This window comes from Pantoea sp. Ep11b (assembly GCF_040783975.1).
In the GTDB taxonomy this organism is placed as follows: Bacteria; Pseudomonadota; Gammaproteobacteria; order Enterobacterales; family Enterobacteriaceae; genus Pantoea.
Map to the genome: position 1 here is coordinate 2799409 of NZ_CP160631.1, position 23280 is coordinate 2822688.

Annotated in this window: 17 protein-coding genes and 1 tRNA gene; 3 read left to right on the forward strand and 15 right to left on the reverse strand. The window is 50.9% G+C overall.

What is annotated here, in order from left to right; all coding sequences use genetic code 11:
- Nucleotides 1-444 precede the first annotated feature (444 nt).
- From AB1748_RS13305 to AB1748_RS13330, 6 genes are all read right to left on the reverse strand, one after another.
- On the reverse strand, nucleotides 445-1902 hold the full coding sequence (locus AB1748_RS13305) for an NAD-dependent succinate-semialdehyde dehydrogenase (RefSeq protein WP_367395605.1): 1458 nt from the start codon (nucleotides 1900-1902) through the stop codon (nucleotides 445-447).
- Nucleotides 1903-2059: 157 nt separating this feature from the next.
- Nucleotides 2060-3019 carry an HTH-type transcriptional regulator Cbl gene (cbl, locus tag AB1748_RS13310; RefSeq protein WP_128084508.1) on the reverse strand — a complete coding sequence of 320 codons (960 nt, stop codon included), beginning with the start codon at nucleotides 3017-3019 and terminating at the stop codon, nucleotides 2060-2062.
- A 938-nt stretch (nucleotides 3020-3957) separates the two neighbouring features.
- Complete coding sequence (nac, locus tag AB1748_RS13315) at nucleotides 3958-4875, reverse strand: nitrogen assimilation transcriptional regulator NAC (protein WP_111140676.1); 918 nt, start codon at nucleotides 4873-4875, stop codon at nucleotides 3958-3960.
- Between the two features lie 448 nt (nucleotides 4876-5323).
- Nucleotides 5324-6349 carry an ABC transporter permease gene (locus AB1748_RS13320; protein WP_181162214.1) on the reverse strand — a complete coding sequence of 342 codons (1026 nt, stop codon included), beginning with the start codon at nucleotides 6347-6349 and terminating at the stop codon, nucleotides 5324-5326.
- Between the two features lie 23 nt (nucleotides 6350-6372).
- Nucleotides 6373-7857 carry a sugar ABC transporter ATP-binding protein gene (locus AB1748_RS13325; RefSeq protein WP_111140677.1) on the reverse strand — a complete coding sequence of 495 codons (1485 nt, stop codon included), beginning with the start codon at nucleotides 7855-7857 and terminating at the stop codon, nucleotides 6373-6375.
- A 32-nt stretch (nucleotides 7858-7889) separates the two neighbouring features.
- On the reverse strand, nucleotides 7890-8813 hold the full coding sequence (locus AB1748_RS13330; RefSeq protein WP_111140678.1) for a sugar ABC transporter substrate-binding protein: 924 nt from the start codon (nucleotides 8811-8813) through the stop codon (nucleotides 7890-7892).
- Nucleotides 8814-9316: 503 nt separating this feature from the next.
- On the opposite strand from AB1748_RS13330, the gene AB1748_RS13335 reads away from it, so the two are divergent.
- Nucleotides 9317-9392 (forward strand) — tRNA-Asn (locus AB1748_RS13335).
- A 232-nt stretch (nucleotides 9393-9624) separates the two neighbouring features.
- Here AB1748_RS13335 and AB1748_RS13340 read toward each other — a convergent pair.
- From AB1748_RS13340 to AB1748_RS13355, 4 genes are read right to left on the reverse strand one after another with little or no spacing between them, the layout of a single operon-like run.
- Nucleotides 9625-11007, reverse strand: coding sequence for an MFS transporter (locus tag AB1748_RS13340; protein WP_111140679.1), 1383 nt, complete (start codon nucleotides 11005-11007; stop codon nucleotides 9625-9627).
- Nucleotides 11008-11035: 28 nt separating this feature from the next.
- Nucleotides 11036-12016 carry a hypothetical protein gene (locus AB1748_RS13345; RefSeq protein WP_111140680.1) on the reverse strand — a complete coding sequence of 327 codons (981 nt, stop codon included), beginning with the start codon at nucleotides 12014-12016 and terminating at the stop codon, nucleotides 11036-11038.
- Entirely contained in the window at nucleotides 12013-13155 is a 1143-nt protein-coding gene (locus tag AB1748_RS13350; protein WP_367395606.1) for a hypothetical protein, read from the reverse strand. The genes AB1748_RS13345 and AB1748_RS13350 overlap by 4 nt, the downstream gene beginning before the upstream one ends.
- Nucleotides 13156-13201: 46 nt before the next feature.
- A complete protein-coding gene (locus AB1748_RS13355; protein WP_111140682.1) occupies nucleotides 13202-14629 on the reverse strand; it encodes a bifunctional 2-methylcitrate dehydratase/aconitate hydratase in 1428 nt (475 codons plus the stop codon).
- A 464-nt stretch (nucleotides 14630-15093) separates the two neighbouring features.
- On the opposite strand from AB1748_RS13355, the gene AB1748_RS13360 reads away from it, so the two are divergent.
- A complete protein-coding gene (locus AB1748_RS13360) occupies nucleotides 15094-15981 on the forward strand; it encodes a LysR family transcriptional regulator (protein ID WP_367395607.1) in 888 nt (295 codons plus the stop codon).
- A gap of 148 nt (nucleotides 15982-16129) precedes the next feature.
- Here the strand turns inward: AB1748_RS13360 and AB1748_RS13365 are convergent, their stop codons facing one another.
- The 5 genes from AB1748_RS13365 to AB1748_RS13385 form a co-directional block, all read right to left on the reverse strand.
- Entirely contained in the window at nucleotides 16130-17341 is a 1212-nt protein-coding gene (locus AB1748_RS13365; RefSeq protein WP_367395608.1) for an acyltransferase family protein, read from the reverse strand.
- 174 nt (nucleotides 17342-17515) lie between these two features.
- Nucleotides 17516-18352, reverse strand: a complete 837-nt coding sequence (locus AB1748_RS13370; protein WP_367395609.1) for an MBL fold metallo-hydrolase — start codon at nucleotides 18350-18352, stop codon at nucleotides 17516-17518.
- Between the two features lie 10 nt (nucleotides 18353-18362).
- Entirely contained in the window at nucleotides 18363-18689 is a 327-nt protein-coding gene (locus AB1748_RS13375; RefSeq protein WP_111140686.1) for a hypothetical protein, read from the reverse strand.
- Nucleotides 18690-18713: 24 nt separating this feature from the next.
- Entirely contained in the window at nucleotides 18714-19295 is a 582-nt protein-coding gene (locus AB1748_RS13380; protein ID WP_111140687.1) for a peptidylprolyl isomerase, read from the reverse strand.
- A gap of 100 nt (nucleotides 19296-19395) precedes the next feature.
- On the reverse strand, nucleotides 19396-20178 hold the full coding sequence (locus AB1748_RS13385; protein ID WP_111140688.1) for an alpha/beta fold hydrolase: 783 nt from the start codon (nucleotides 20176-20178) through the stop codon (nucleotides 19396-19398).
- Between the two features lie 869 nt (nucleotides 20179-21047).
- Between AB1748_RS13385 and AB1748_RS13390 the strand changes: the two genes are divergently transcribed.
- Nucleotides 21048-22970 carry a methyl-accepting chemotaxis protein gene (locus AB1748_RS13390; RefSeq protein ID WP_367395610.1) on the forward strand — a complete coding sequence of 641 codons (1923 nt, stop codon included), beginning with the start codon at nucleotides 21048-21050 and terminating at the stop codon, nucleotides 22968-22970.
- Nucleotides 22971-23280 lie beyond the last annotated feature (310 nt).

Sequence of the window (23280 nt, forward strand, 5' to 3'; positions counted from 1 at the left end):
GGAAGCATTCCTTATTTGTTACACCCATCAGTGGCTGGATTATCACTTTTTATGACCACCCATTTCTGCGCTGTTAATTAACTAATGCAGAAAGTATGCCAGCCGGACAAAAAATAAAAATGCGTTTAAAACAGCGCAAAAAAATTTTCTGCCGTATTGTCCCGCGATTTTTTGCGGAATTGCCGAAGCATTAAACAGATGATTTACTTCACAAAATTTATGCACCCTGTGGGTGCAGCCTGCATGAAAATTGCACCAACGCGGATATTCCGGCGAAGAGGGCTCATTTCGCCGCACGTCACACCGCGATTTACTGACCCGATTCACACCTCTGATAAATTTTTTAGATTTTTAAAAGAGACTGTTTGACGCCGGGACGTTTCTGCTTTCTTACCCGCAAAAAAAAGCCAGCCGGATTGATCGGCTGGCGCGTTATTATTTTTATTACAGACTGCCAATATGAAAGGTTTTCAGCTCCAGATATTCTTCTATTCCGTAGCGGGAACCTTCGCGCCCCAGACCCGAGAGCTTCACGCCACCAAAGGGCGCCACCTCCAGTGAGACCGCGCCGGTGTTAAAGCCCACCATGCCCGCCTCCAGCGATTCCGCGACCCGCCATGCCCGCCGGATGTTTTCGGTAAAGAAATAGGCAGCCAGACCGTATGGGGTGTCATTCGCCATCGCAATCGCCTCCTCTTCCTCATCAAAGATGAACAAGGGTGCCACAGGGCCAAAGGTCTCTTCACGGGCGATGCGCATCTTCACCGTAACCTCACCAAGCACGGTGGGCTGAACGAAAGTCCCCTGGTCCTGACTGATGCCCCCGGTCAACAGCGTTGCGCCCTGGCTGAGCGCATCGTCGATGTGACCATTCACTTTTTCCACTGCGCGGGCATTGATCAGGGGACCGATCGTAGTGCCCGGTGCAAAGCCATCCCCTACCTTCAGAGTGGCGACCTCCTCCAGCAGGCGTGCAGTGAAGCGGGGATAGATGTTTCGCTGAACCAGGATGCGGTTGGCGCAGACGCAGGTCTGCCCGGCGTTGCGGAACTTGCTGAGCATGACGCCCGCAACTGCAATCTCAACATCGGCATCATCAAACACGATCATCGGCGCGTTGCCGCCCAGCTCCAGACTCAGGCGTTTGAGGCTGTTGGCGCTCTGCTGCATCAGCAGCTGCCCGATCCGGGTCGAGCCGGTAAAGGAGATTTTGCGCACCGTCTGGCTTTCAGTCAGCGTCTCACCAATTTCTGCAGGCAGGCCGGTGAGCATCTGCAACACCCCCGGCGGAAAACCGGCACGCTCCGCCAGCACAGCCAGCGCCAGTGCCGAGAGCGGCGTTAATTCCGACGGTTTCACAATGATCGGGCAGCCTGCCGCCAGCGCGGGAGCGACCTTGCGGGTGATCATCGCTATCGGGAAGTTCCACGGCGTAATCGCGGCGGCCACCCCTACCGGCTGTTTCAGTACCAGAATGCGGCGATCGTCGCTGGGCGCGGGTATGGTGTCACCGTAGATGCGGCGGGCCTCCTCCGCGAACCATTTTACAAAACTGGCACCGTAGAGAACTTCACCCCGGGCTTCTGCCAGCGGTTTGCCCTGCTCAGCGGTCATGATCATCGCCAGATCGTCAGCATGGTCCAGCATCAGCTGATGCCATTTTTCCAGCAGCGCGGCGCGGCTGACATGTGTCGTTTTGCCCCAGCTGATGCGCACGGATTCCGCGCAGGCTATCGCCTGCTCTGTCTCTGACCGACCCAGGGCCGGGATCGTAGCCAGGGTTTCGCCTGTCGCCGGATCGGTAACCGGCAGCGTGGCACCCTGATGTGCATCCTGCCAGCGTCCGGCAAACAGCGCCTGCTGGCGCAGCAGATCGCTGTCGTTGAGTTGTAGTCGCGACATAACATCCCCTTGTGGTAAGCAAATTCCACTTTATCGCGCCTGATGCGTGCAGGATGTTGTTGTGCAAAATAAGAAAGGCGGGCCAGCAGGTTTTTGGCCCGGATTTGAAATTTTATGCCGTGCAGGCACCCGGCGGCTCTGCCGGGTGCGACTGAGATCAGATCTGGAAGTCGATAACCGGTTCATCATCGCTGCTGTAGGAGAGCGCCTGACGTTTAATCTCCTCCAGCGAGAGGTTAGCATTGCAGAGTTCGAGGAACTGCCAGACATAGTTTCTTTGCAGCTGGCCGCGCTTGAGACCAAGCCAGACCGTGCTGGGGTCGAACAGGTGCGTGGCGTCAATGCGGACCAGCTCTTCGCTCTCTTCGGTTTCACACGCCTGATCCGCCAGTATCCCGACGCCCAATCCCAGCTTAACGTAGGTTTTGACCACGTCGGAGTCCTGGGCGCTGAGCACGATATCCGGCTTCAGCCCCGCCGACTGGAAGGCCCGATCGACGCGCGACCGGCCGGTGATCCCCTGGCGATAGGTAATGAGTGGATAGCGGCTGAGTGTGCTGAGTGACACCGGCTGATTCTGCACCAGCTCATGCCCGGCGGGCACCAGCAGCGCGTGATGCCAGCTGAACCAGGGAAACGCCGCCAGGCTGCTGTTGTTGACCAGCATTTCACTGGCGATACCGATATCCGCCTCTCCCGCCAGCAGCATGGTGACGATTTCCTGCGGTGAACCCTGGTTGAGTTCGAGCCGGACGTTGGGATAGAGCTGGCGGAAGGCTTTAATCACTTTCGGCAGGCTGTAGCGCGCCTGGGTATGGGTGGTGGCAATGGTCAGGATACCGCTGGTTTCATTGGTAAAGACATCGGCCAGCCGTCGCACTTTTCCCGCTTCGTCAAGGATGCGCTCGGCAATCGTCAGCAGCGCTTTGCCCGGTTCCGTCATGCCCAGCAGACGCTTACCGCGACGGATAAAGATCTCAACGCCCAGTTCATCTTCCAGATCGCGGATGTGACGACTGACGCCTGACTGGGACGTAAATAGCGTGTTAGCGACTTCCGTTAAGTTAAACTCACAGCGGGCCGCCTCGCGGATGATTTTAAGTTGCTGGAAATTCACGGTATTTACCTCCCTTTACATAATCTGATTCCCTGATGGTAAGAACTATTATTGATAACAGGAAATACTAAAAAATTTACCTTTATGAATTTAGGGAATAACGGGAGGAATAAGGTAGTCCTATAAGAGGTTCAGTCAGTTCTGCTTGCCGGTGGAGATACGGCATTGATACGTGAAACGACACCGAGCGGGTTTCGTTCGCCTGGCAGGCCGGGCAGTTTCAGGCCGCCTTTGCTGGCGACCGACAAGGGGGCGCCAGTCGCCGCGCCCCCCTGCCCCCTGGCTCCAGTCTGCATCACCGCCGCTTCGCGGTCCCTTCGCTTATTCCGGATTTCTCACGGACCGGCGGGACGCGCCATCCCTGGCGCGAGCCCGCCTCTTCGCGACATCCCTGTCGCTAGTCCTGAAATCCCTCATACGCTCAGCGGCTCTGACGGCCTCCCTCCCCGCTGTAACTTCTTCTTTCTGTGTTGGGTACTTTATCGCTTCAGGTTCAGAGGATTAGCTCTGGCTCTGGCTCTGGCTCTGGCTCTGGCTCTGGCTCTGGCTCTGGCTTCCAGGCCAGCAGACAACGCTGCATCGTAATAAACAAAAAGAATTCACAGGCGACAGTCTGACAGAGGCGTCCGCAGCGCCGGGGAACAACCGGAGGCCAGGATGAGCCGACAGGACGTCGGCGAAAGGACGGAACGCGCCAGGGATGGCACGTCCGGACGGTCCGCAGGCCGCAGGGCGTGACGAGGCAACCCCGCAAAGCGGGGCACGAAAAGAGCCGGACGCCGGAATTGTCAGGAGGCGCCCGCCCGCACGGGCAACCTGAAACACCCCGCAGCCTGGCGGACGAAACCCGCTCAGCGCAAATCCGTAGTGACGTTCTCCTTTAACGCTCAACGGCTGTTCTGTGAATCCCCGTCACGCCTGCCCTCACGCCAACGCCCTTACCCCACTAACATCAACTCACGCTCTTCACTCAGCGGCTTATTGAGTAGCGACAGCAGAATATTTTTTACAGCCTGCGCGGAAGGCGACAGCGGCAAGCGGGCGGAGATATTCAGCGAAAGCGGCAGACTCAGTGAGGGGCTGTTGATGCGCGACATCCAGGCATCGGCCGAGCCCACCAGTGCACGGGCGGCCGATTCGGGTAATACCGTTACGCCCATGCCGCTCGAAATGGCGGCGGTCAGCGTAGAGATCGATTCGATCTCGCCGATGATACGCGCACTCAGGCGGCGCAGTGAAAATGCCTCATCGACCCGCTTGCGCACCGCGCTGTAGTCGCGCGGTAAAAACAGGCTCATCTGCGCCACATCGGCCAGGTCAACGCTGGCGCCCGGGTAGTCGGTGGCGCCCACCAGATAGAGATCTTCTTTCATCAGCGCCATGCTGCTGATCCCGGCTGTCGGCGCACGGTCGTACAGCACCGCCATATCCAGCTGACCGTTCATCACTTTCTCGTTCAGCACGCTGCCGCTGTTTTCATGCAGGTAGACCAGCACTTCCGGGAACTGATCGCGCACCGTCTGCAACAGCGGCATGGTCAGCGATGAGGCTGCCGTACCTGGTGCCAGACCAATCGACACCTGACCGCTCAGCACCTGCCCGGCATTGATGACCGCCGTCTGCGCCTGCTCACACTGGCGCAGGATCGTCCGCGCATGACCATAAAGAATTTTGCCTGCCTCGGTCGGCGTCACGCCACGCTTGGTGCGGATCAGCAGTTGCTGGTCCAGCTCACTCTCCAGCGTTGCCACCTGCTGACTGAGTGCAGGCTGGGCGATATGCAGCACTTCTGCTGCCTGCGTCAGACTGCCGATATCGACGATTTTCACAAAGTATTTCAGTCGTCTTAAATTCATCCTGCCTCCGTCACTCACCCCGATTCGCGAAAAGGTCTCAGCTTTTCGCCCTGATGAGAGAAATTTTGCAAGATGCAGGCCAGGTTTAAAGGCTGTCATGCGCGCAGGAGAAGGATGTTTTATAACGGCCCGAAAAATAAGCGTTTCTGATTACCTCTGATGGGTTAATAAGGATCATCGATAGCGCATTCCTGCGGGGTCAGCGACCGATCGCACTATGACAGTGCAGACGCTGCGAGTCAGACGTGCAGAAAAGTGATGACAGACGTGCCCCCTTTTAAGCCAGTGCGGACCCGGCACCTGTGAAAGGAGCCTGCCAGGCCTGAAAAGCGGGATAAACGGAGGGAAATGGTGTAAGCGTTATCAGCACGAAGACTTATTACGGGCGGGCAGAGATAAGAGCAAACGCTGCCCTCTCCCCTGTTCTGAAGAGGGCAACGCCTGCCGGTTAACGTTTTTTGCGGTTACGGTGCATATCGATAGAAACTGCCGCCACAATGATGATGCCTTTGATGATGTCCTGAATGTAGGCATCGACGCCGACGAAGGTGAATCCGCTTTTAATCAGCCCGAGAATGACCGCGCCGATTAATGTGCCGGTGATCCGGCCTACGCCCCCCATCAGGCTGCTACCGCCGATCACGGCCGCGGCAATCGCGTCCAGCTCGTAGGACATCCCCATACTTGACTGGCCGCTGCTGACGCGCGCCGCCAGCACCACACCCGCCAGGCCAGAGAGTGCGCCGGCAATGGTGTAGACGATAATCAGATACTTATTAACGTTGATACCGGAGACCTTCGCCGAGGTCATGTTGCCGCCGATGGCGTAGACATATTTGCCGTAGCGGGTATGTTTCAGGGCGATGTGGAACAGCAGCGCCACCACCAGGAAAATGACCACCGGCATGGCACCCTGGCCGATGGAGGTAAAGCCGTCAGACAGGAAGCTGATGGGATTGCCCTGCGTGTAATACTGCGCCAGACCGCGAGCCGACACCATCATACCCAGCGTGGCGATAAAGGGCGGAATTCCGGTGCGGGTGATTAACACCCCATTGACCACACCGGCCAGCAGGCCGACACCGATCCCGGCCGCAATAGGGATGACCGCAGGCATATTGACCAGAGACGGATACATCGGCGAGAGGCTGTCAGAGGTCTGCGCCAGACTTGCGGCCACCACTGCCGCCAGCGCGATTACAGACCCTGAAGAGAGATCGATACCGGTAGTGATGATGACCTGAGTTACACCGACGGCAATGATCCCGATAATCGCCACCTGCAACACAATCAGGATCAGACGGTTGGTGTTGAGCAGGAAAGACTGGTCACGCACGTACCAGCCAAACATTTCAAAAATCAGCGCAATCCCGACCATCACCACAAAAATGCCGGTGTCTTTCGGCAATTTATGACGCAGGCTGGCAAAAAAAGAGGGTTGCTGCGGGGCTGCCGGGGTGGCAGTAGCTTTCATATTGCTCATAGTATTCTCGCGCCTCATTCGGATGCCAACGACAGAATGGTTTCCTGATCGGCGTCTTCTTTATCGAGGATGCCGGTTATACGCCCGCCGTGCATGACCATCACCCGGTCACTCATGCCCAGAATTTCGGGCAGCTCAGATGAGACCATGATGATTGCAACGCCACGGTTGGCCAGTTCACTGATTAAGCGGTAGATTTCTGCTTTTGCACCAACGTCGATGCCGCGCGTTGGTTCGTCCAGAATCAGGATCTTCGGTTGTGCCAGCAGCCAGCGGGCAATCAGCACCTTCTGCTGATTACCGCCACTGAGGTTGTTGATGATCTGATCCATGGTCGGGGTTTTGATATTGAGGCGGCGAATCTGGTCCATACAGTCCTGCGCCATCTTCACATGACTGACAAAGCCACTTTTGCCGCTGTATTCGGGCATATTGACGATACTCATGTTCTCCATCACCGACAGCACCAGAAACAGCCCGGACTTTTTACGATCTTCGGTGAGAAAGGCCATGCCCTTTTCAATGGCGGTAGACGGCGAGTCAATCTTCACCGGCACGCCATCAATTAAGATTTCGCCGCTGTCAAAGCTCTCCATCCCGAACAGGCTCTCCATCACCTCGCTGCGCCCTGCGCCCACCAGTCCGGCAACGCCGAGGATTTCCCCCCGCCGCACGCTGAAACTGACGTCGGTAAAACGATCCCGACAGCTGAGATTGCGCACCGTCAGCACTTCCTCGCCGATGGCGCTGTTGAATTTCGGGAACAGCTGGGTCAGTTCGCGTCCGACCATCTGGGTGATCAGCGACTGACGGGTATACTTCGCCGTCTGGTCGCTGGCGATCCAGCTGCCGTCACGGAAGATACTGACCTCATCGGTGATGGTGAAAATCTCATCCATCTTATGGCTGATATAGATGATTGCTTTGCCCTGCTCGCGCAGGTCACGAATGATAGTAAAGAGGTGCGCCACTTCGGTTTCCGTCAGTGCGGAAGTCGGCTCATCCATGATGACAATGTCTGAGTCCCAGGAGACCGCTTTGGCAATCTCGACCATCTGCTGCGACGCAATGCTCAGTTCTCCCACCATCCGTTCGGCTTTGAGCCGGATATTGAGGCGGTTAAGCAGCTCCTGCGTCACCTGATTCAGTCGGGCGTGATCGACGAAGCCGAACTTCATTGGTTCGCGACCCAGCCAGATATTCTCAGCGACGGTCATGTAGGGCACCAGGTTAAGCTCCTGGTGGATCATCGAAATGCCGGAACGCAACGCGTCCATGGTGTCCTGAAACTGCACCGGCTCCCCTTTAATTTTGATGGTGCCCTTATCGGGACGATACATCCCGATAAGGCACTTCATTAAAGTGGATTTGCCCGCGCCATTTTCGCCCATCAAGGCATGTACCGTTCCCGGACGCACCCGCAACGATACGTTGTCGAGGGCTTTAACGCCGGGGAAGAACTTGCTGATGCCTTCGGCTTCAAGCGCAAACGCGTTCATTTATCACCTCCGTACAGCTGGGTCGGGAACGATTATTTCAGGTTACGATTGGTAAACTGTTCCATGTTTTCTTTCGTGATCAGCTGATAAGGGATATTGATCACTTTCTGAACCTGTTCGCCTTTCACCAGTTTGATGGCCGTCTGTACGGCACCCTCGCCCTGACCCTTCGCATCCTGGAAGACTGTCGCGACCATCTTGCCCTGCTTCAGCATCTGCAGTGCATCAGGCGTTCCATCCACCCCGGCGATCAGGATTTTATCCGGGTTTTTGCCCAGCGCCTGCAGCGCACCAATCGCCATTTCATCGTTGTTAGAGGCGATGGCATTGATCTGATCGCCTGCCGTTAACCAGTTGCTCACCACATCCACCGCGTCGTTACGGGTAAATTTAGCGGTCTGCTTCTGAACAATTTTGATGCCAGGGAATTTCGCCGCCACCTGCTCTACCCCTTTGGTACGGTCACGGGTCGCTTCGTTTGCCAGATCGCCCATCAGGATGGCGACGTTGCCCTTGCCGTTCATCGCCTTAGCCAGCGCTTCCATCTGTAAGCGTCCGGCCAGTTCAGAGTCGGAACCGACGTAGGCCATTTTACCGGTCAGTTCTGCCTGAGGACGGCGGTTAACGAAGACCAGCGGGATACCGGCTTTGCTCGCCTGATCCATAATCGGTTTCACCGCATTGGTGTCGACCGGGTTGACGATCAGGGCATCAACACCCTGGCCGATAAAATTCTGTACCTGCTGCAGCTGCTGTGAAACGTCGCCCTTCGCATCTTCAACCTGCCCTTTAACGTTATCTTTCTGCATCTCTTTCTGCATTGAATTGCGCAGAATGGTCAGGAAGTTGTCGTCAAACAGCGCCATAGAGACGCCTACCGAGATATCTTTTGCCATAACCGCGGCAGGTAACATGCAGGCTAACAGTGAGGCGACAATCGTTTTTTTGATGTTCATAGGTACCCTTCTTATTTGTTAACTTGCTCAGCAGCGCTTTGAGAATGAAAAATATCTTTTACATTCATCCAGTCTGACTGGCGTCTGTTTCGGGAAATTTGAGGTAAGACTCTGGGTTACGACTATTTTTGTGATCGACCGCTCCTTTTCACAATCACTTGATCTACAGACAGTTACTTTCAAAATGCCGTTTCATTTCCGGCCGATAGTGACGACCGTGATGATAAGCAGTTTATTTGTTCCATATAAGTCAGTTTTGAAATTTTTATCATAAAAGCACTGAAATGGTTGTTTTAACATCGGCAAACAACAAAACTTTGACATGCCTCTAACATCTGTAGAGAAATGCCCGCAAAGTGAGATCCTGTTGGCAGTTTGAAAAGCCAGCAGATATGGGGAAAAATCATCAATCCGCTGCTTTTACGAGCATCTGAACGCATTTCAGTAAACAGGGCTTTGACAAGCGGGATCCGTGCCGTTAATATTCGCCCCGTTCAAGCGATTCCTCTGTAGTTCAGTCGGTAGAACGGCGGACTGTTAATCCGTATGTCACTGGTTCGAGTCCAGTCAGAGGAGCCAGAATTAGAAAAGCCCGCTCAGGGAAACCTGAGCGGGCTTTTTGCTTTTGCGCGTCCGGGGCTGACGGGATGCTGTCTGCGTGGCGATGCATCCTGCCCTGAATTTTGTCTGCGCCCTGAAGTCGTTAAATAATTTAAAAGGCGCCAACCAGGCCGGAGCCTGGCAACAATCTTCTTCATTCCTCTTTCGTTCTCTATTGATCAGGTTTTTGTAAGCCCGTTAATGCAAAAGATTATCGATGCAAACGCAGCATGCTTGCGACGGATGAAACTGCTGAAATCAGACAGGCCATGCCAAAAACATAAATGGCGAATGATGCTTGTGCCCCTTCAGCCAGTCCGTTTGACAATGCTATAACCATTGCAACAAGGGCAGCACCGATTGATTGTCCAGCGGTTCTGGCTGTCGATAAAAGCCCTGACGCCGTAACGGTCCGGTCCTTCGCAACGTTTGAGAACATCTCCTTATTGTTGGGTGGCAGGAAGAGCCCATAACCAATTCCGCATACTGCGACACGCCAGACGATATTACCCATAGTTATAACCGCAGGTAACGTTGCCAGTAACCCCAAACCTGAGCTGAAAATGACTACGCCGATCGTCGAAATTTGCGTGGGATTTAACCTGTTCGATAGCCAGCCAGCAATGGGAGCACAGACTGCTACGGCGATCGGCCAGGGCGTGAAGATGAAAGCCGATTCGAGTACAGAGTAATGATAGGTATGCTGCAGAACAAAAGGCAGACCAACCAGCGCCATTCCCTGAGCAATAAACAATGAAAAGGATGAAAACACAGCAAAGGAGTAACGCTTTGAATGAAACACATCCAGCGGCAATAGGGGATGTTCTGAGCGCGTCTGCTGAACGATAAAAACAGCCATGAAAATACCTGAAGCAGCACCGCACAGAATAAGTATGGAATGCTCCCAGCGTCCGATTTGATCGACAGCGATAACCAGAAGTCCCAGGGATACAGCTGACGTGACTGCGCCCCCCCAGTCAAAACCGCTTTCCCGCACATCATCTGTGCCAAGTGAAATCAGTGCGAGAACGGTAGCCAGAGCGCCCAATGGAATGTTGATATAAAACAACCAGGGCCAGTCAAGCCAGGAGATGATCAAACCACCCAGCGCAGGACCAATAGCTGTCCCCACGGCAAAAGCCAGTGCGTTAAGTCCCAGAATTGTGCCTAAGGTATTCGCGGGAAAAATAACCCGATACAGACCTAATCCTACGCTAATCATCACGGCATAACTCACCCCCTGAAGTATGCGCATAGCAACCAGCATGCCGAACGTTGAAGAGAGGCTGCAACCCAATGATGCCAGCGTAAAAAGCACCATTCCCAGCGTATAAAAGCGTCGTTCCCCTATCCGCGATCCCAGTGATGCGCAGATCAGCATTGTCGCCGCGCTGGCCACCTGATAGCCGTTGGTTACCCAGATGACTGAGGCTGAATCGACATGCAAAGCCTCAGCAATTGATGGCAAGGAGATGTTAACAATGGAACCGTCCAGCGCTGCCATGATAACGCCGATCAGAATGGCTGCGGCCGCCAGATAGCGCCTTGGTGTTTCAAACCCCTGTTCTAATGTATTACTGCTAACCAACGACATATCCCGGATATCCTTAATTAATTGGGGTTTACGCGCAGAGCGTGACCGTTTCTGCAACAGTACCTTCCAGATAAGCCAGTAGTCCCAGCATCAATACTTCTTCAGGACTGGCTACAACAGGCGAACGTGGCATATTCCAGGTCTGTTTACTGCCATTGATGCGTATGCTTCTCAGAAAACAGTATGTAGTGAGCACGTAAAATCGGTTACGCATGCTCTCTCCCATCAGTGGCAACAGGCCTGAAATGCTGCCCAGCTCAGGTATTTCGCTAAGGATATTGGCGTAATCAGGTCTGGCCAGTACAAACATCAGCGCATCCGCCATTGGTACGACTTTAACGGCATCTTTTACCTCTGCCGCCAGCTCATGCCAGAAAGAAAAGGCAAATCGGGAGAAGCCAAAAAGAGGATCCAGGCCACGAACTGAAAAATCAGGATCGATAAAACGCGTTTCAGCACATTCTTCGTTATAAAGCACATTGCCAAAATGAAAATTGAAATGAGCTTTGTCCACCGCTCTGAACACTTCTGTCTGAGCCATTTTCAGAGCTTTTTCATAAACTTCTCGTGCGGTAGTGGTAAAACCGGCGCCATTCAGAAGCACGGGTTTATCAAACAGTGCATGCGCGAAGCGTGTCCCTTCCCACTCCTCCCGCAATCTCTCGGCCATATCATTGACCATCACCGACGAGGTTTCTGATTCCAGACCAATGGCCTCCTGTATTTTTTCCAGCGCATTTCTCACGATCATCCTGCGCCCTGCCAGTGATCGCTGCTCATCAAAAACGATCCCTGATAACGGCAGGGAATTCATTTTTTCAAGAATGTAGAATTGCCGTCCCGCAGCCAGTCCGTCATGAAGTACGGGTACCATAAGTTGCGGATAAATCGCGTGTAATACGCGAATCTGTTCGACTTCGGCTTTTATTTTTTCATTAAATTGCGCAGATCTTGCTGTCTTCACTACAAAACCTGAACTCAGAAAATCAACGGTGTGGGAGCGGGTCATTTTTCAATCTCCTGGAAAGTGGCAACGGGCAGGCCGGACGCAATACTCCGTGCGACGGCACGGACCACTGCGCTATAGCCAACGGTGTTATTAACAAATGACTGGATAATGATTTCACTCAGATTCTGGCTAGCCAGATGGGGGGGCCTGAGAATCAGCAGATGGTTCTGATCGCTCAGGACGGTTGAACAACGGCGTTCATAGGCATAGGCTCTGCTACCTAATGGCGAACGCGAAGCTTTCACCACATGAGGATGGGTACTGTTTACCCTCTCTATTGCAGCCTCAATGAGACTACTGGTTAACGCGCCTGCATCTCTGACGATAAAGCGATTAATCTGATAACCGGGAGCATGTACAGGTGCGCGTAATGAAACCGTATTTACCAGCGGTGCCCAGGGCATCACCTTATCCTGACTCATCGCGATTTGAGAAAAACTCGGGCGCAGATTGTCCCGGGCATCCTGCTGACGCCCTTCGAATGAGCGGGTGCCAAGCACGCCGTTTGGCGTATCCGGATGCACAATATCGGTTTCTACCGACAGAATATGCGAAGCATTACAGTTAAGGGTTCTGAGCGCCTCAATGAGCACACGCAGTGAGGCATGCATCCCGTTAGTCTGACAGGAACCCAGGCAATACATTCCCGAACGGACTACCTTACGGTCAATGGTGCCAATCTCGTCACGAGTCAAATCTTCCAGGCAGCCATAGATGCTCGGCAACGCATTGGCTTCAGCAACACCCAGCACGACATCAGCAATTTCCTGCATGTTGCGGGCAACAGGGCTTTCCTTATCCATGTCGAGCTTGCTTGTGGCAATAAAGCCAATATCAAAACGGCCTGCCTGCGGAGGAATGGTCTTCGCAAGATCACCAAAATAAAAATTAACCTCGCGTTCCTGAATACGCAGTGTTTTATCATTGATAACAGTGAGGCTGGACTGGATGCCCGGAGATGCCATAGCAAGACGGGCCACTATGCCATCAATTGGGCGTAAATCCGGGTAATGTTTGTCCAGCGAGGGCGGGTTCGTCACCACAGTATCAATAATAAACCCATCGTTTTCTGGATCATTCTGGATCAGAAGGTTCGCGCCAATTTCTGCTCCGCAGCCTGCCAGTATTGCTTTTTTCATCTTTTACTCCGAATGCGATAATTAATTGAAAGGTTTCAGGTGCGAATTAGTTCCAGGAGAACAATTTCAAAAAATCGGTGACGGTCATGGCATCCAGCTTCGATTCAGATGTCAGTATCCCAGCCAGCACAGAAGAACGATCACGTAATGGGCTACCTGAAAGATTCATATGAAATTTTGTCAGCAGTGCGTCGAAACACTCTTCACGCCGGCGAACATGACCCAGCGGATATTCGATGGTTTCGGAGAACTCTTCATCTCTGCCGTAACATTTCAGGAAGAGAGAATTAGGAATGGCGCGCTTTTCAGGATCGTAATAGCTTTCAGTAAATGAGGGCCGTTCAACGCAGCTAATTTTCAAGCGCAAGGCTTCCAGGTCTGGATCAGAAGCAAGGGGATCATGGAAGTCATTAATCGTGAGGTTGCCAGTTTGCAGTCCTGCTGCAACCATGTATTGCAGGCAGTGATCGCGATCTGCAGAATTCTTCATCGGACCGGATTTATCAATAATCTGCATGGCCGGACGCGTTGTTTCCACCCGTACATACTCAATGCTTTCAAGAGAGAAGCCCTCAGCAAGGATACGTGCGCGCAGGTTAATCGCCGCCTCTACTGCCGTCTGTGCATGGTATTCGGCAGGATTAGGCACTTTAAACAGGATATTTTTGATGACAAAATCCGATAAGCTACGCGACAGATTGAGAGGTTTACCCCTTAGCACCGCTTCGTCGAATCCCCAGCGACTGGCGGTTAGCGCAGTGGGATATCCCATTTCTCCCGTCTGAGCAAATAGCGCCAGCTGCAGACCCCGCGCCGTTGCATCCCCTGCCGCCCAAGATTTACGCGTTCCCGCATTCGGTGCATGCCGGTATGTTCTCAACGCATGTCCATCAATGACAGCATTTGATAGCGCACTGAGTGCCTGATCTTTTGACAAGCCCATGAGCTGTGCTGAAGCAATAGCCGAAGCCATTTTTACCAGTACCACATGGTCGATACCCAGCGCATTGAAGCAGTTTGACAGACATAACACCCCATGAACTTCGTAAGTACGAATCATAGTGTTCATGACTGTGGTCATCTGCATAGCCGGGTGCTGACCATCAGCGAGGCTGTACCAGGCGGCGGCGGTCAGAATCGCCCCCAGATTGTCGGAAGGATGTCCCCACTCCTGGGCCAGCCAGGTATCGTTAAATTCCAGCCAGCGGATCATAGAACCGATATGAAAAGCAGCCTCGACAGGCCCCAGCTTCAACGCTGTCCCCGCAACTGGCACACCGTTATCGCTCTTGCTGAACTGAGATCCCTGCATCAGCTTCATACAGTCAGCATCCGTCGAGGCGGCAATTGCGCAACCTATCGAATCAAGCAGGCAATAGCGTGCCAAACGTAACGTCTCATCATCGAAGGATGTCTGCTCGTAAACATAATCAACCAGTTGTACCAATACCTTATCGTACGCGGCATCCGCCATGATTTACCCCATCATTGAATAAGAATTATCCATATACCGACAATAGTGACTCTATACATCAGAAAGTAATTTACGAAAACTGACAATCCATTGATTTATCTGCAAATAATCTATTTCGCTTATTAAAAGCGTAAATGCCGTGGTATTAAAAAACCAGCGAATAAAACCGTGGGGGCGCATCGAAAATATTGATGGCAGGTAAAGTCATAGTGGAATAAGGTTAATTTTTTAGCCTGTCACTGCCGATTAAATAGAAACCAGAAGAGCACAATATATCGCGTAATTTACATAACCAGAATTAATGCCTGCTAAATTGATTATTTAATCGTTGTCATCACGAATTTCTTTCCCGGATATCTGGCCATTTCATGTCGGCCAGTATTGCAAAGTGAGTGACAAAATTGTTAATAAAGAATATAAATAATTTCTGTAATGATAGACCACTTTTACGCATGAGGTTTTAAATGAAGATAAGTGAGCTTCTTGCATTCGTGACAGTCGTGGAGACAGGGAACATAACCCAGGCAGCCGAACGTCTTAATCGTGTGCAATCGAGTATTTCTCACCGAATCAGAAGTCTGGAAGACAATCTTGATGTCACATTATTAGACCGAAAAGCCGATGGATGCTCACTTACATCACAGGGTCAGATACTTTATGACTATGCGCGGAAAATATTAGATCTGGCGGATGATTGTAAAAACAACATTCATTGCTCAAAAAACAGGCAGATAAATATGCGTATCGGCATAATTGAGTGCCTGCCACCCTACATTGTCAGTGCATTGATTGACCTTGGCCATGACCTTGGCTGGAATATTGACATTACTGTCGGAAATACCATCAGTCTGCTAAATGCCTTTGACCATAAAGAGTTTGATGCCGTTATCATTGGCGCCGGATTTTCAAATGCACACCACACTGCTTCCACGTTGCTAACAAGCGAACTCGTTATTATTACTGAAAAAGATTATCCTGATATCAAAGACCTTTCAGGTCTGGATGGAGAAATTTTCTTACTAAGCAGTAAAAAATGCGCAACGACGACGCGAAATTATGATCTCCTGTTCAATGAGGCTCGGATTACTCCTAAACGCATGGTGGAATGCGGATCTTATCCGGTACTGTTCTCAAGCATCGCCGCAGGTAAGGGTATTTCAATGGTATTACGCTGTTCAATCAGCAACGAAATACAGAATAAAATTAAAATTCATGAGCTCAACGGGCAGTTTAGTGACTTCAAAATAGAGCTGGTTTATCGCACAGATTCAATGCAGATTGAGGGGGCTAAATTCAAAGGGATTATGAATTCAGTGTTTCAGGATCCACGCCTGAATGCTTCCGGTTACTGAATTTACTGCCTTCTTTCCTGTACTTCCCTGTCAAAATGAGTTAACAGAGAGCGGGAGAGCACACGTCCAGCGTTGCTCTCCCTCCTGACAGCCAGGTTTCAAATCTGCTATGACTCCCGGCACAACAGGCTCAACTATCTAAGGCTACTCATACGGTTTCTGGCAGAATGATTAACTTCTTCGTTTTACACTTCTCAAGAATCCACTTCATGACTGGAACTTCAAAATATCTGTATAAAAATCCAGCGATCGATACGGAAAGAATCAATGCTACCGCGATAAGTGACACCCCCTGAAAAAGGTCAAACTTTTTGCCTGCCGTAAGGTTCAGAAAGTAGAAAAGCACCAGGAAATGAACCATGTAAAACGAATAGGAAATTTCCCCTAACCATACAGACAATTTTGAGTTCAATAGTGTATTGCGGTTTTTAAGATCATCGCCTGCCATTGAAATGATAAGAATGCAAACTGGTATAATGAAAACCACACTCATGCTGAACTGATAAGGCAAAAACATAGATCCAATGTAAGTAATTAAAAGCAGAGTCATTGATGCTGTTTTCGGAAGGATCAATGCCCGGCCGTTGATCAGCAACCGGGCAGCAAACATCCCGGCAACAAATTCGAATATACGCGATGGTGGAAAAATATAGGATACCCAAAAGTGGCGTTGAGAAATGGGAAAAGCCCCCATTAAATGATTGGATTCAACCCCATAATAGATACCTGTTTGTACCAGCAGGGAGGCTAAGGTAACAATAATTAATCCCTGGACATCAAATTTTTCAGGAATTGCTTTCATTACCCTGAAAAGAAATGGGAACGAAAGATAAAACATGGCTTCTATGCATAAAGACCAGCTCGGTCGGTTCCCTACAAAGAAGTAATGTACATCATCAATCCATGTGTTCAGTAAAAACAGATTCGAAAACCAGAGCTTATACTGATACAGACTCACCGCACCAAAGATAAATGCTATAATCAAGGTAAGGCAATGTGTAGGATAAATCTTTGCGAACCGCCGCAGATAAAAATCGCCAGCGGTATCGTCTTTTTTGGCTGACCAGACCATTATAAAACCGCTTAGAATAAAGAAATATGAAACCCCGAGCCACCCTGCTTTTCCTACAATCACAGTGAATCCATGTTGAATAGTGGGATCTGAAAAGGGCGCAAGATCACTCGGCAGGGATGAATGAAATAAGAAAACCAACAATGCAGCCCAGAAGCGGCTGCCGGTAAGTGATGAAAGCCTTGGTAACCTTGCTGAGCTTTCTTTGAGCATTGCGCATTCTCCTGATAACTTTCCTTTCTCAGGATTAATATAAGTAATGGCTTCTTTGTTTATTTCAGCGTTCATAGATTCTTCCCAGGGGATAAAAGATACCGGTCGTTTTGTCAGATGGCAGAGTGACAATGTTTAAGAACTCCGGGCAACGTATAATGATAAAGCGCGGCCGAAAGCCCGCAATTTATCATCACGCTGCCCTGCAAAAATCAGTGCTTAGTGAAAAAAATAATACGACGTCTGAATCTACTCTTTATGCACAATATGGTATCCCGACGCTTGTTTTTCGATATAACCAAAAGCCTGTTCGCCGAAATGCATTCCCCCAACCAAAACCTTATCAGAACTCACTGCCTCAAGCATTCGTATACGTACCTCAGCCGCCCTATGTGGATCATAGTCAAACGCTATCGCCACCTCTGGCCTGCTCAGTTGAATATGCGGGAAATGGACAATATCGCCCCAGATCAACAGACTGTTATGTTCGCCTTCAATCTGATAGCCTGTATGCCCCGGGGTATGGCCTTTTAAAGGAATGGCAAAAATACCAGGAAACACCTCGCCACTTTCGATTAAACGAATTTTTTTCTGATACTTTTTGAATATACTTCGTGCTAAAAGGAAATTTCCTTTTATGCGATCGCTGACCGCTGCGAAATTTTCATCACTTTCAATATAATTGTACTCATCCCGGCTGATTATTAATTCCGCCCGATTAAACAGGGCTTCATCTTCACCATTTAACAGTCCGCCGATATGGTCAGGGTGCGCATGCGTCAGAAGAACTGCATCAATATCTTCGGGCTGTATATTTAACCTGGCAAGATTAGCTACCAATCTCCCGCCCCAGCCTTTTACGCCACCCGCACCACTATCGATAAGAATATTTTTTTCTTTGCGACGCACCAAAAATGTATTGATGTGAACCGCATTCGGCTCGCTGATGTCAGCATCACGCTGGATTTTTTCACACTCTTTTTCATCAACCTTTAAGAGCATGTTGAAACCGACTTCCAGATATCCATCGCTCAGTGCTATCACCTCTGTATTGCCAAGATCTCTCACAGGAAAACCGGCGTTCATAAATTGCTCCTTAGTTCTTTCCATAAATATTACTCGCGTCAAAAGAAAAACAGCGAATTCGTGCTGAAACCCCTGTCATTTCCTTGATTAGCACATCAACCTGATGCATGAACTCCTCCATCAACTCTGTCGTTCTGAACACCTCCTGCCTCAGTCTGGCTTCGAAATAAATGGGCGTGCCAAAGCCTATCCTTGCGGTGAGATAGCTGATATGAATATTATCCTGTTTAGCGTTAAGTATCTTTTGTGCAAGACCGGCCAGAATCGTTGAGAATTTTTCACAGGATTCACAATCCAACCGATAATTTTCTGAGGTATATAGCGTAATACTGGGCACCCTGAAATCTCTCTTCTCGTAACTTTAACTTTCTGAAACTCGCCAGACCGATCTGGCTGACGCTAGCCGTAACCGTTTTATCGTTTCCGGGTTTAATACCTTTCCCGTCTCATGCGTTCCGCCTTGCAACTGGTCTATCAGATCCATTCCCGCTGTGACTTTGCCAAAAACTGTATAGTTCTGATCTAAATATCTGGCTCTGTTCGTGGTGATAAAAAACTGGTGGGTCGCACTGTGTGGATGGCGTGATCTGGCCATACCGACCGTACCGCGTTCAAACGGCAGCGTGCTGAACTCAGCAGCGAGTGGGGGTAGCTGTCGCGGATCAATTCGCGACATATTCCCTGGATCACCTGTCTGGGCCATAAAGTCCTTTATGACTCTCGCAAACGGCATGCCATCGTAAAATCTGGCCTGTGCCAATGCCTTGATACGTCTGACATGGCCCGGTGCCCGATCTGAAAATAATCGGATGCTGACTATTCCGCTCCCGAGTTCCATTTCAAGGAGATCGCTCTCCTGTGTGGCTGTCTGAGACAGGGCCGGAAGCATCATGGCTCCTGCGCACAGGCCCAGCCCCCCGCCAATAAACGTTCGACGATTCATCTGTTTTTCCTGATTCTGAACCTGACCTCATAGCCCGTCATGCCCGATGCATGAATTCACTCTTGCCTCTTCTCCGCAAGTTATGTGACTGCTTATCGGTTTACTGTTTTTTATCCATTTCTATAAAAGAGATAATCTCATTGGTCAGCGCGTCAGGCTGTTCGAAATTGGGTAAATGCGCCGCCCCCTCAAGCGTATGCAATTGTGCATTTCTTTTTCTGGCAAGCCGTTCTGCATAATCCGGTGGCGTAAGCTGATCCTCGCTTCCCCTGACGACAACCGCTCTTACACCCGGAATGTTCATATCGGTTAAATCCGTATTCGCAATGGCATAAGAGCACCCCGCGAAAGCCTCAACTGTTGTTCGCCGTAGCATCTGCTTCATCCCGTCAGCATACGGCGAATCCAGAAACATCGGTGTCACCCACTTACTTAAAATGCCCATTTCAAGGTGCTCAATACCGTGCTGGAATACATCTTCTGCACGGGCACGCCAGAGTGCTGGCGGCGCAGCATTGACCAATGCGGTATCCACAATAATCATTCCCAGAACCCTTTTTGGGATTCTGAAGCCAATCCATTGCGCTATTGTTCCTCCGATTGAAACACCGGCAACATAGAATGTATTAATGTGAAGGTAGTCCAGCGCAGCTATGACATCGTCGGCCAAATCTGACATTGAAAACTCAATCGCGTCGACAGCACTTAATCCGTGACCACGTATATCCAGGCGAATAACCCGATAGCGTTCAATCAGACGCGGCATTTGTAAATCCCAGAGATGCAAATCTGTTCCCAGCGAGTGAAGAAGGACCAGCACTGGCGAATTTTCTTTTCCCTGCACATCAACATGCTGGGTTAACTTAAGCGGTCGTATAAACATCTGATTAATGCGCCCTTATTTTTTAATTATGCTGCAGTGAAAATCCGGCAGGCAGAAAATGAAATGAATGTTCATTTTTCAATGAAAGACTATCAAGGCAATTTCAGTAGATGTGCTTATTTAAAAGTTATCCTGCTCCGTGAAATAACTTTCCAGCTCTTTCCAAATCACGCCAGCTGTCGCTATCATTAATAAAACACTTAACGCGCTGCCTCCAGTGAATAATTTCGATGCAGCTATCGATTTTATCAATCTGACTTTTATTGCGTAACGATCCCAGGAGCATGTAAGTAGTTAATGCTGTGAATTTCATCTCAGTACGTGACTATTTTTTAATGAAACTATGCGAAGGTGGATCAGTCGGCGTATGCAAAAAATATCGCCCGATATGCAGCAAATCGTAGTGATTTATTTTGCCGGAAGATCATCCAGCCAATTAAGGAGCACTGATAACAGAAAATTTTCACACTATAAGAATAACGGACATGAAAATTTAATTTTAGTTTTAACCACACCGATTAAGAACGGTTTCACCTGTTAAAGGGACCTTACCAGACTTTCTTTGACATGTCAGGGTAGCGAACGCACCCCGATTCTTTATTTATAAATTTAATGCATTGCCGCAGATCAATAATTAATCACTTAAAAGACAAGCGCATTATAAAAAATTTAAATAGATTAAAATCAACACATTACATCATACCAGCCCTTCAAAACAGAACAGCAACCCTTTGAAATTCTATAAAAAATCAATCACTCCCTGATGTATGATAAATGGAATTAAAGTTTAACCCGTTTTTGACGATAAGAAAATGAGCCTTAAATTTAAACATTTTTCAGTTATCTGCTCCTCACTAAGGGTTAAACCTATGGGCCTCTCTCAACGCATCTCTGATATTAAAATCGGAAAAAAACTGGGTGCCGGATTTATTATCGTCATCGCGGCTTCCCTTGCTATTACCTTTATGGCTTTCGACTGCTTTCGCAGTATCAAAGACAACTCTGCACGGCGCACGGTGACGGTGGAGATGGTGAACACCCTCAGTAAGGCGCGCCTGAACCGTACCCTTTTCCAGTACACCAAGGATCCTAAGTTTGCGGCACTTAACCTTCAGGCGCTGACAGAGCTGGAAGCCCACTATGAACGCCTCTCTGCCTTTAAATGGGATGAGATCGGCCAGCAGAAAGTCTCCATGATGGGACAACTGCTCGATCAGTATCTGAAACAGCGGGAGAAATTTTTGGCCTCCGCTAAGTCAACCACCAGCAATCTGGAATTAATCAAAACGGATCAGCTGAGTACCGCGGGGCATCAGCTCGAATCGCTGGACCTGGCTCAGACACCCGATGTGATGCTGCCGGTTTCCCGACTGGCCGCTGCGTTATACGACGTCGTGAACCTTGAAAAAGCGTTTCTGACAAAGCCGTCTGAGGCAGGCCGTGATGCGGTCATCGAAAAATACAACGTTATCACGACTCTGAGTGAGCAGCTGAACAGCTTTAACCAGCCAGCTATCAACGATCTCTCCCGCGCCGTCCTCACCATGCTGGCCCAGCAGCGCCAGCCGGTAACACTCTTCCTCGCTGCCGCAGAGAAAGAGAAAAGCGAGTCCACAATACTGACGACGGCCGCAGAACGGCTTAACTCAGCCGTAACCGATATCTTTGCCTTCCAGTCCCACTCTTCCGCCGCCTTTATTAAGCAGGCAGAGTGGCGCATTGGCGTGGCGTCACTGATCTGCGTCGTAATGAGCCTGCTGATCGCCTGGCAGATTACCCGCAGCATCACACGCCCGATCAAAGAGACACTGAATGTGGCCCAGCGCATTGCTGAGGGGGATTTAACCACCTCCCTGAACACCACACGGGGAGATGAGTTAGGCCAGCTGATGCAGGCCGTCGATGCCATGAGCGTCAGCCTGCAGACCATCATCAGCAAGGTACGGGATGGCGTCAGCAGCGTGGCTCGCGCCTCAGCCGAAATTGCGGCAGGCAATACCGACCTCTCCTCCCGCACCGAACAGCAGTCTGCCGCCGTGGTTCAGACGGCAGCCAGCATGGAAGAGCTCTCCTCCACCGTGAAACAGAACGCGGAGAACGCTCACCATGCCAGTCAGCTGGCGACAGAGGCGTCGGTCAATGCCGGACGCGGCGGTGAGATTATCCGCGACGTCATCACTACCATGAGCAGCATCAGCCACAGCTCGGGCAAAATTGGTGAGATCATTAACGTCATTAACGGCATCTCGTTCCAGACCAATATTCTGGCGCTGAACGCTGCCGTTGAAGCCGCACGCGCCGGTGAACAGGGCCGCGGCTTTGCGGTGGTTGCCGGAGAGGTGCGTAACCTTGCCCAGCGCAGTTCACTGGCCGCGAAAGAGATCGAAACGCTGATTCGCGAGTCACTCGATCGGGTGCAGGATGGTTCTGAATATGTGGAACGCGCCGGAACAACCATGAATGACATCGTGCGTTCGGTCAGTCAGGTCAAGGATATTATGGGTGAGATTGCTGCCGCCTCGGATGAGCAGAACCGCGGCATTTCGCAAATCGCTACCGCTATGGCTGAGATGGATTCCACGACCCAGCAGAACGCGGCGCTGGTTGAGGAGTCATCCGCAGCCGCTACGTCGCTGGAATCCCAGGCGGATGAGCTGGAAAAAACGGTCGCCGTGTTCCGTCTCTCTGCGGTGCAGCACAGCATCAGCCGGGCTGCGCCGGTCGTGACGCCACGTCTGGTGCCCGCCATGCCGGTTAAAGCTTCCTCAGATGCAGGCTGGGAAAGCTTCTGACGGCAGGCTCAACCGATTCGTAATCATCCCGCCAGCCTTGCTGAAAGGAGGCTGGCCGGGATCGCCTCTCTGCCGATGACAGATCGGATCTGCTGAATGAAACCGTCTGCGGTAATGCGGGACATGAGGAGGGGATGGTCAATGGTGATAGCTGAAACAGTCTGGTCAGCGTCTGAGGATGTTCTGCAGAGGGTCAGGTAAAAATGGTTGTGTGGGAGGAGAAGTGTCGTCCCTGACAGTTTCTCCGGCCGGTCTACGCTCTCGCGCAACCGATGAGGTCGTCCGCTTCGTCGTTTTCCGGCCGGAGCCG

Excerpts from the sequence above, each read along its gene's own strand:
- AB1748_RS13385 (WP_111140688.1), bottom strand. The coding sequence starts at position 20,178 with ATGTTTATACGACCGCTTAAGTTAACCCAGCATGTTGATGTGCAGGGA.
- AB1748_RS13360 (WP_367395607.1), top strand. The coding sequence starts at position 15,094 with ATGAAGATAAGTGAGCTTCTTGCATTCGTGACAGTCGTGGAGACAGGG.
- AB1748_RS13340 (WP_111140679.1), bottom strand. The coding sequence starts at position 11,007 with ATGTCGTTGGTTAGCAGTAATACATTAGAACAGGGGTTTGAAACACCA.
- AB1748_RS13305 (WP_367395605.1), bottom strand. The coding sequence starts at position 1,902 with ATGTCGCGACTACAACTCAACGACAGCGATCTGCTGCGCCAGCAGGCG.
- AB1748_RS13330 (WP_111140678.1), bottom strand. The coding sequence starts at position 8,813 with ATGAACATCAAAAAAACGATTGTCGCCTCACTGTTAGCCTGCATGTTA.
- AB1748_RS13325 (WP_111140677.1), bottom strand. The coding sequence starts at position 7,857 with ATGAACGCGTTTGCGCTTGAAGCCGAAGGCATCAGCAAGTTCTTCCCC.
- AB1748_RS13350 (WP_367395606.1), bottom strand. The coding sequence starts at position 13,155 with ATGAAAAAAGCAATACTGGCAGGCTGCGGAGCAGAAATTGGCGCGAAC.
- AB1748_RS13355 (WP_111140682.1), bottom strand. The coding sequence starts at position 14,629 with ATGGCGGATGCCGCGTACGATAAGGTATTGGTACAACTGGTTGATTAT.
- AB1748_RS13380 (WP_111140687.1), bottom strand. The coding sequence starts at position 19,295 with ATGAATCGTCGAACGTTTATTGGCGGGGGGCTGGGCCTGTGCGCAGGA.
- AB1748_RS13390 (WP_367395610.1), top strand. The coding sequence starts at position 21,048 with ATGGGCCTCTCTCAACGCATCTCTGATATTAAAATCGGAAAAAAACTG.
- AB1748_RS13320 (WP_181162214.1), bottom strand. The coding sequence starts at position 6,349 with ATGAAAGCTACTGCCACCCCGGCAGCCCCGCAGCAACCCTCTTTTTTT.
- AB1748_RS13370 (WP_367395609.1), bottom strand. The coding sequence starts at position 18,352 with ATGAACGCCGGTTTTCCTGTGAGAGATCTTGGCAATACAGAGGTGATA.
- AB1748_RS13365 (WP_367395608.1), bottom strand. The coding sequence starts at position 17,341 with ATGAACGCTGAAATAAACAAAGAAGCCATTACTTATATTAATCCTGAG.
- AB1748_RS13345 (WP_111140680.1), bottom strand. The coding sequence starts at position 12,016 with ATGACCCGCTCCCACACCGTTGATTTTCTGAGTTCAGGTTTTGTAGTG.
- nac (WP_111140676.1), bottom strand. The coding sequence starts at position 4,875 with ATGAATTTAAGACGACTGAAATACTTTGTGAAAATCGTCGATATCGGC.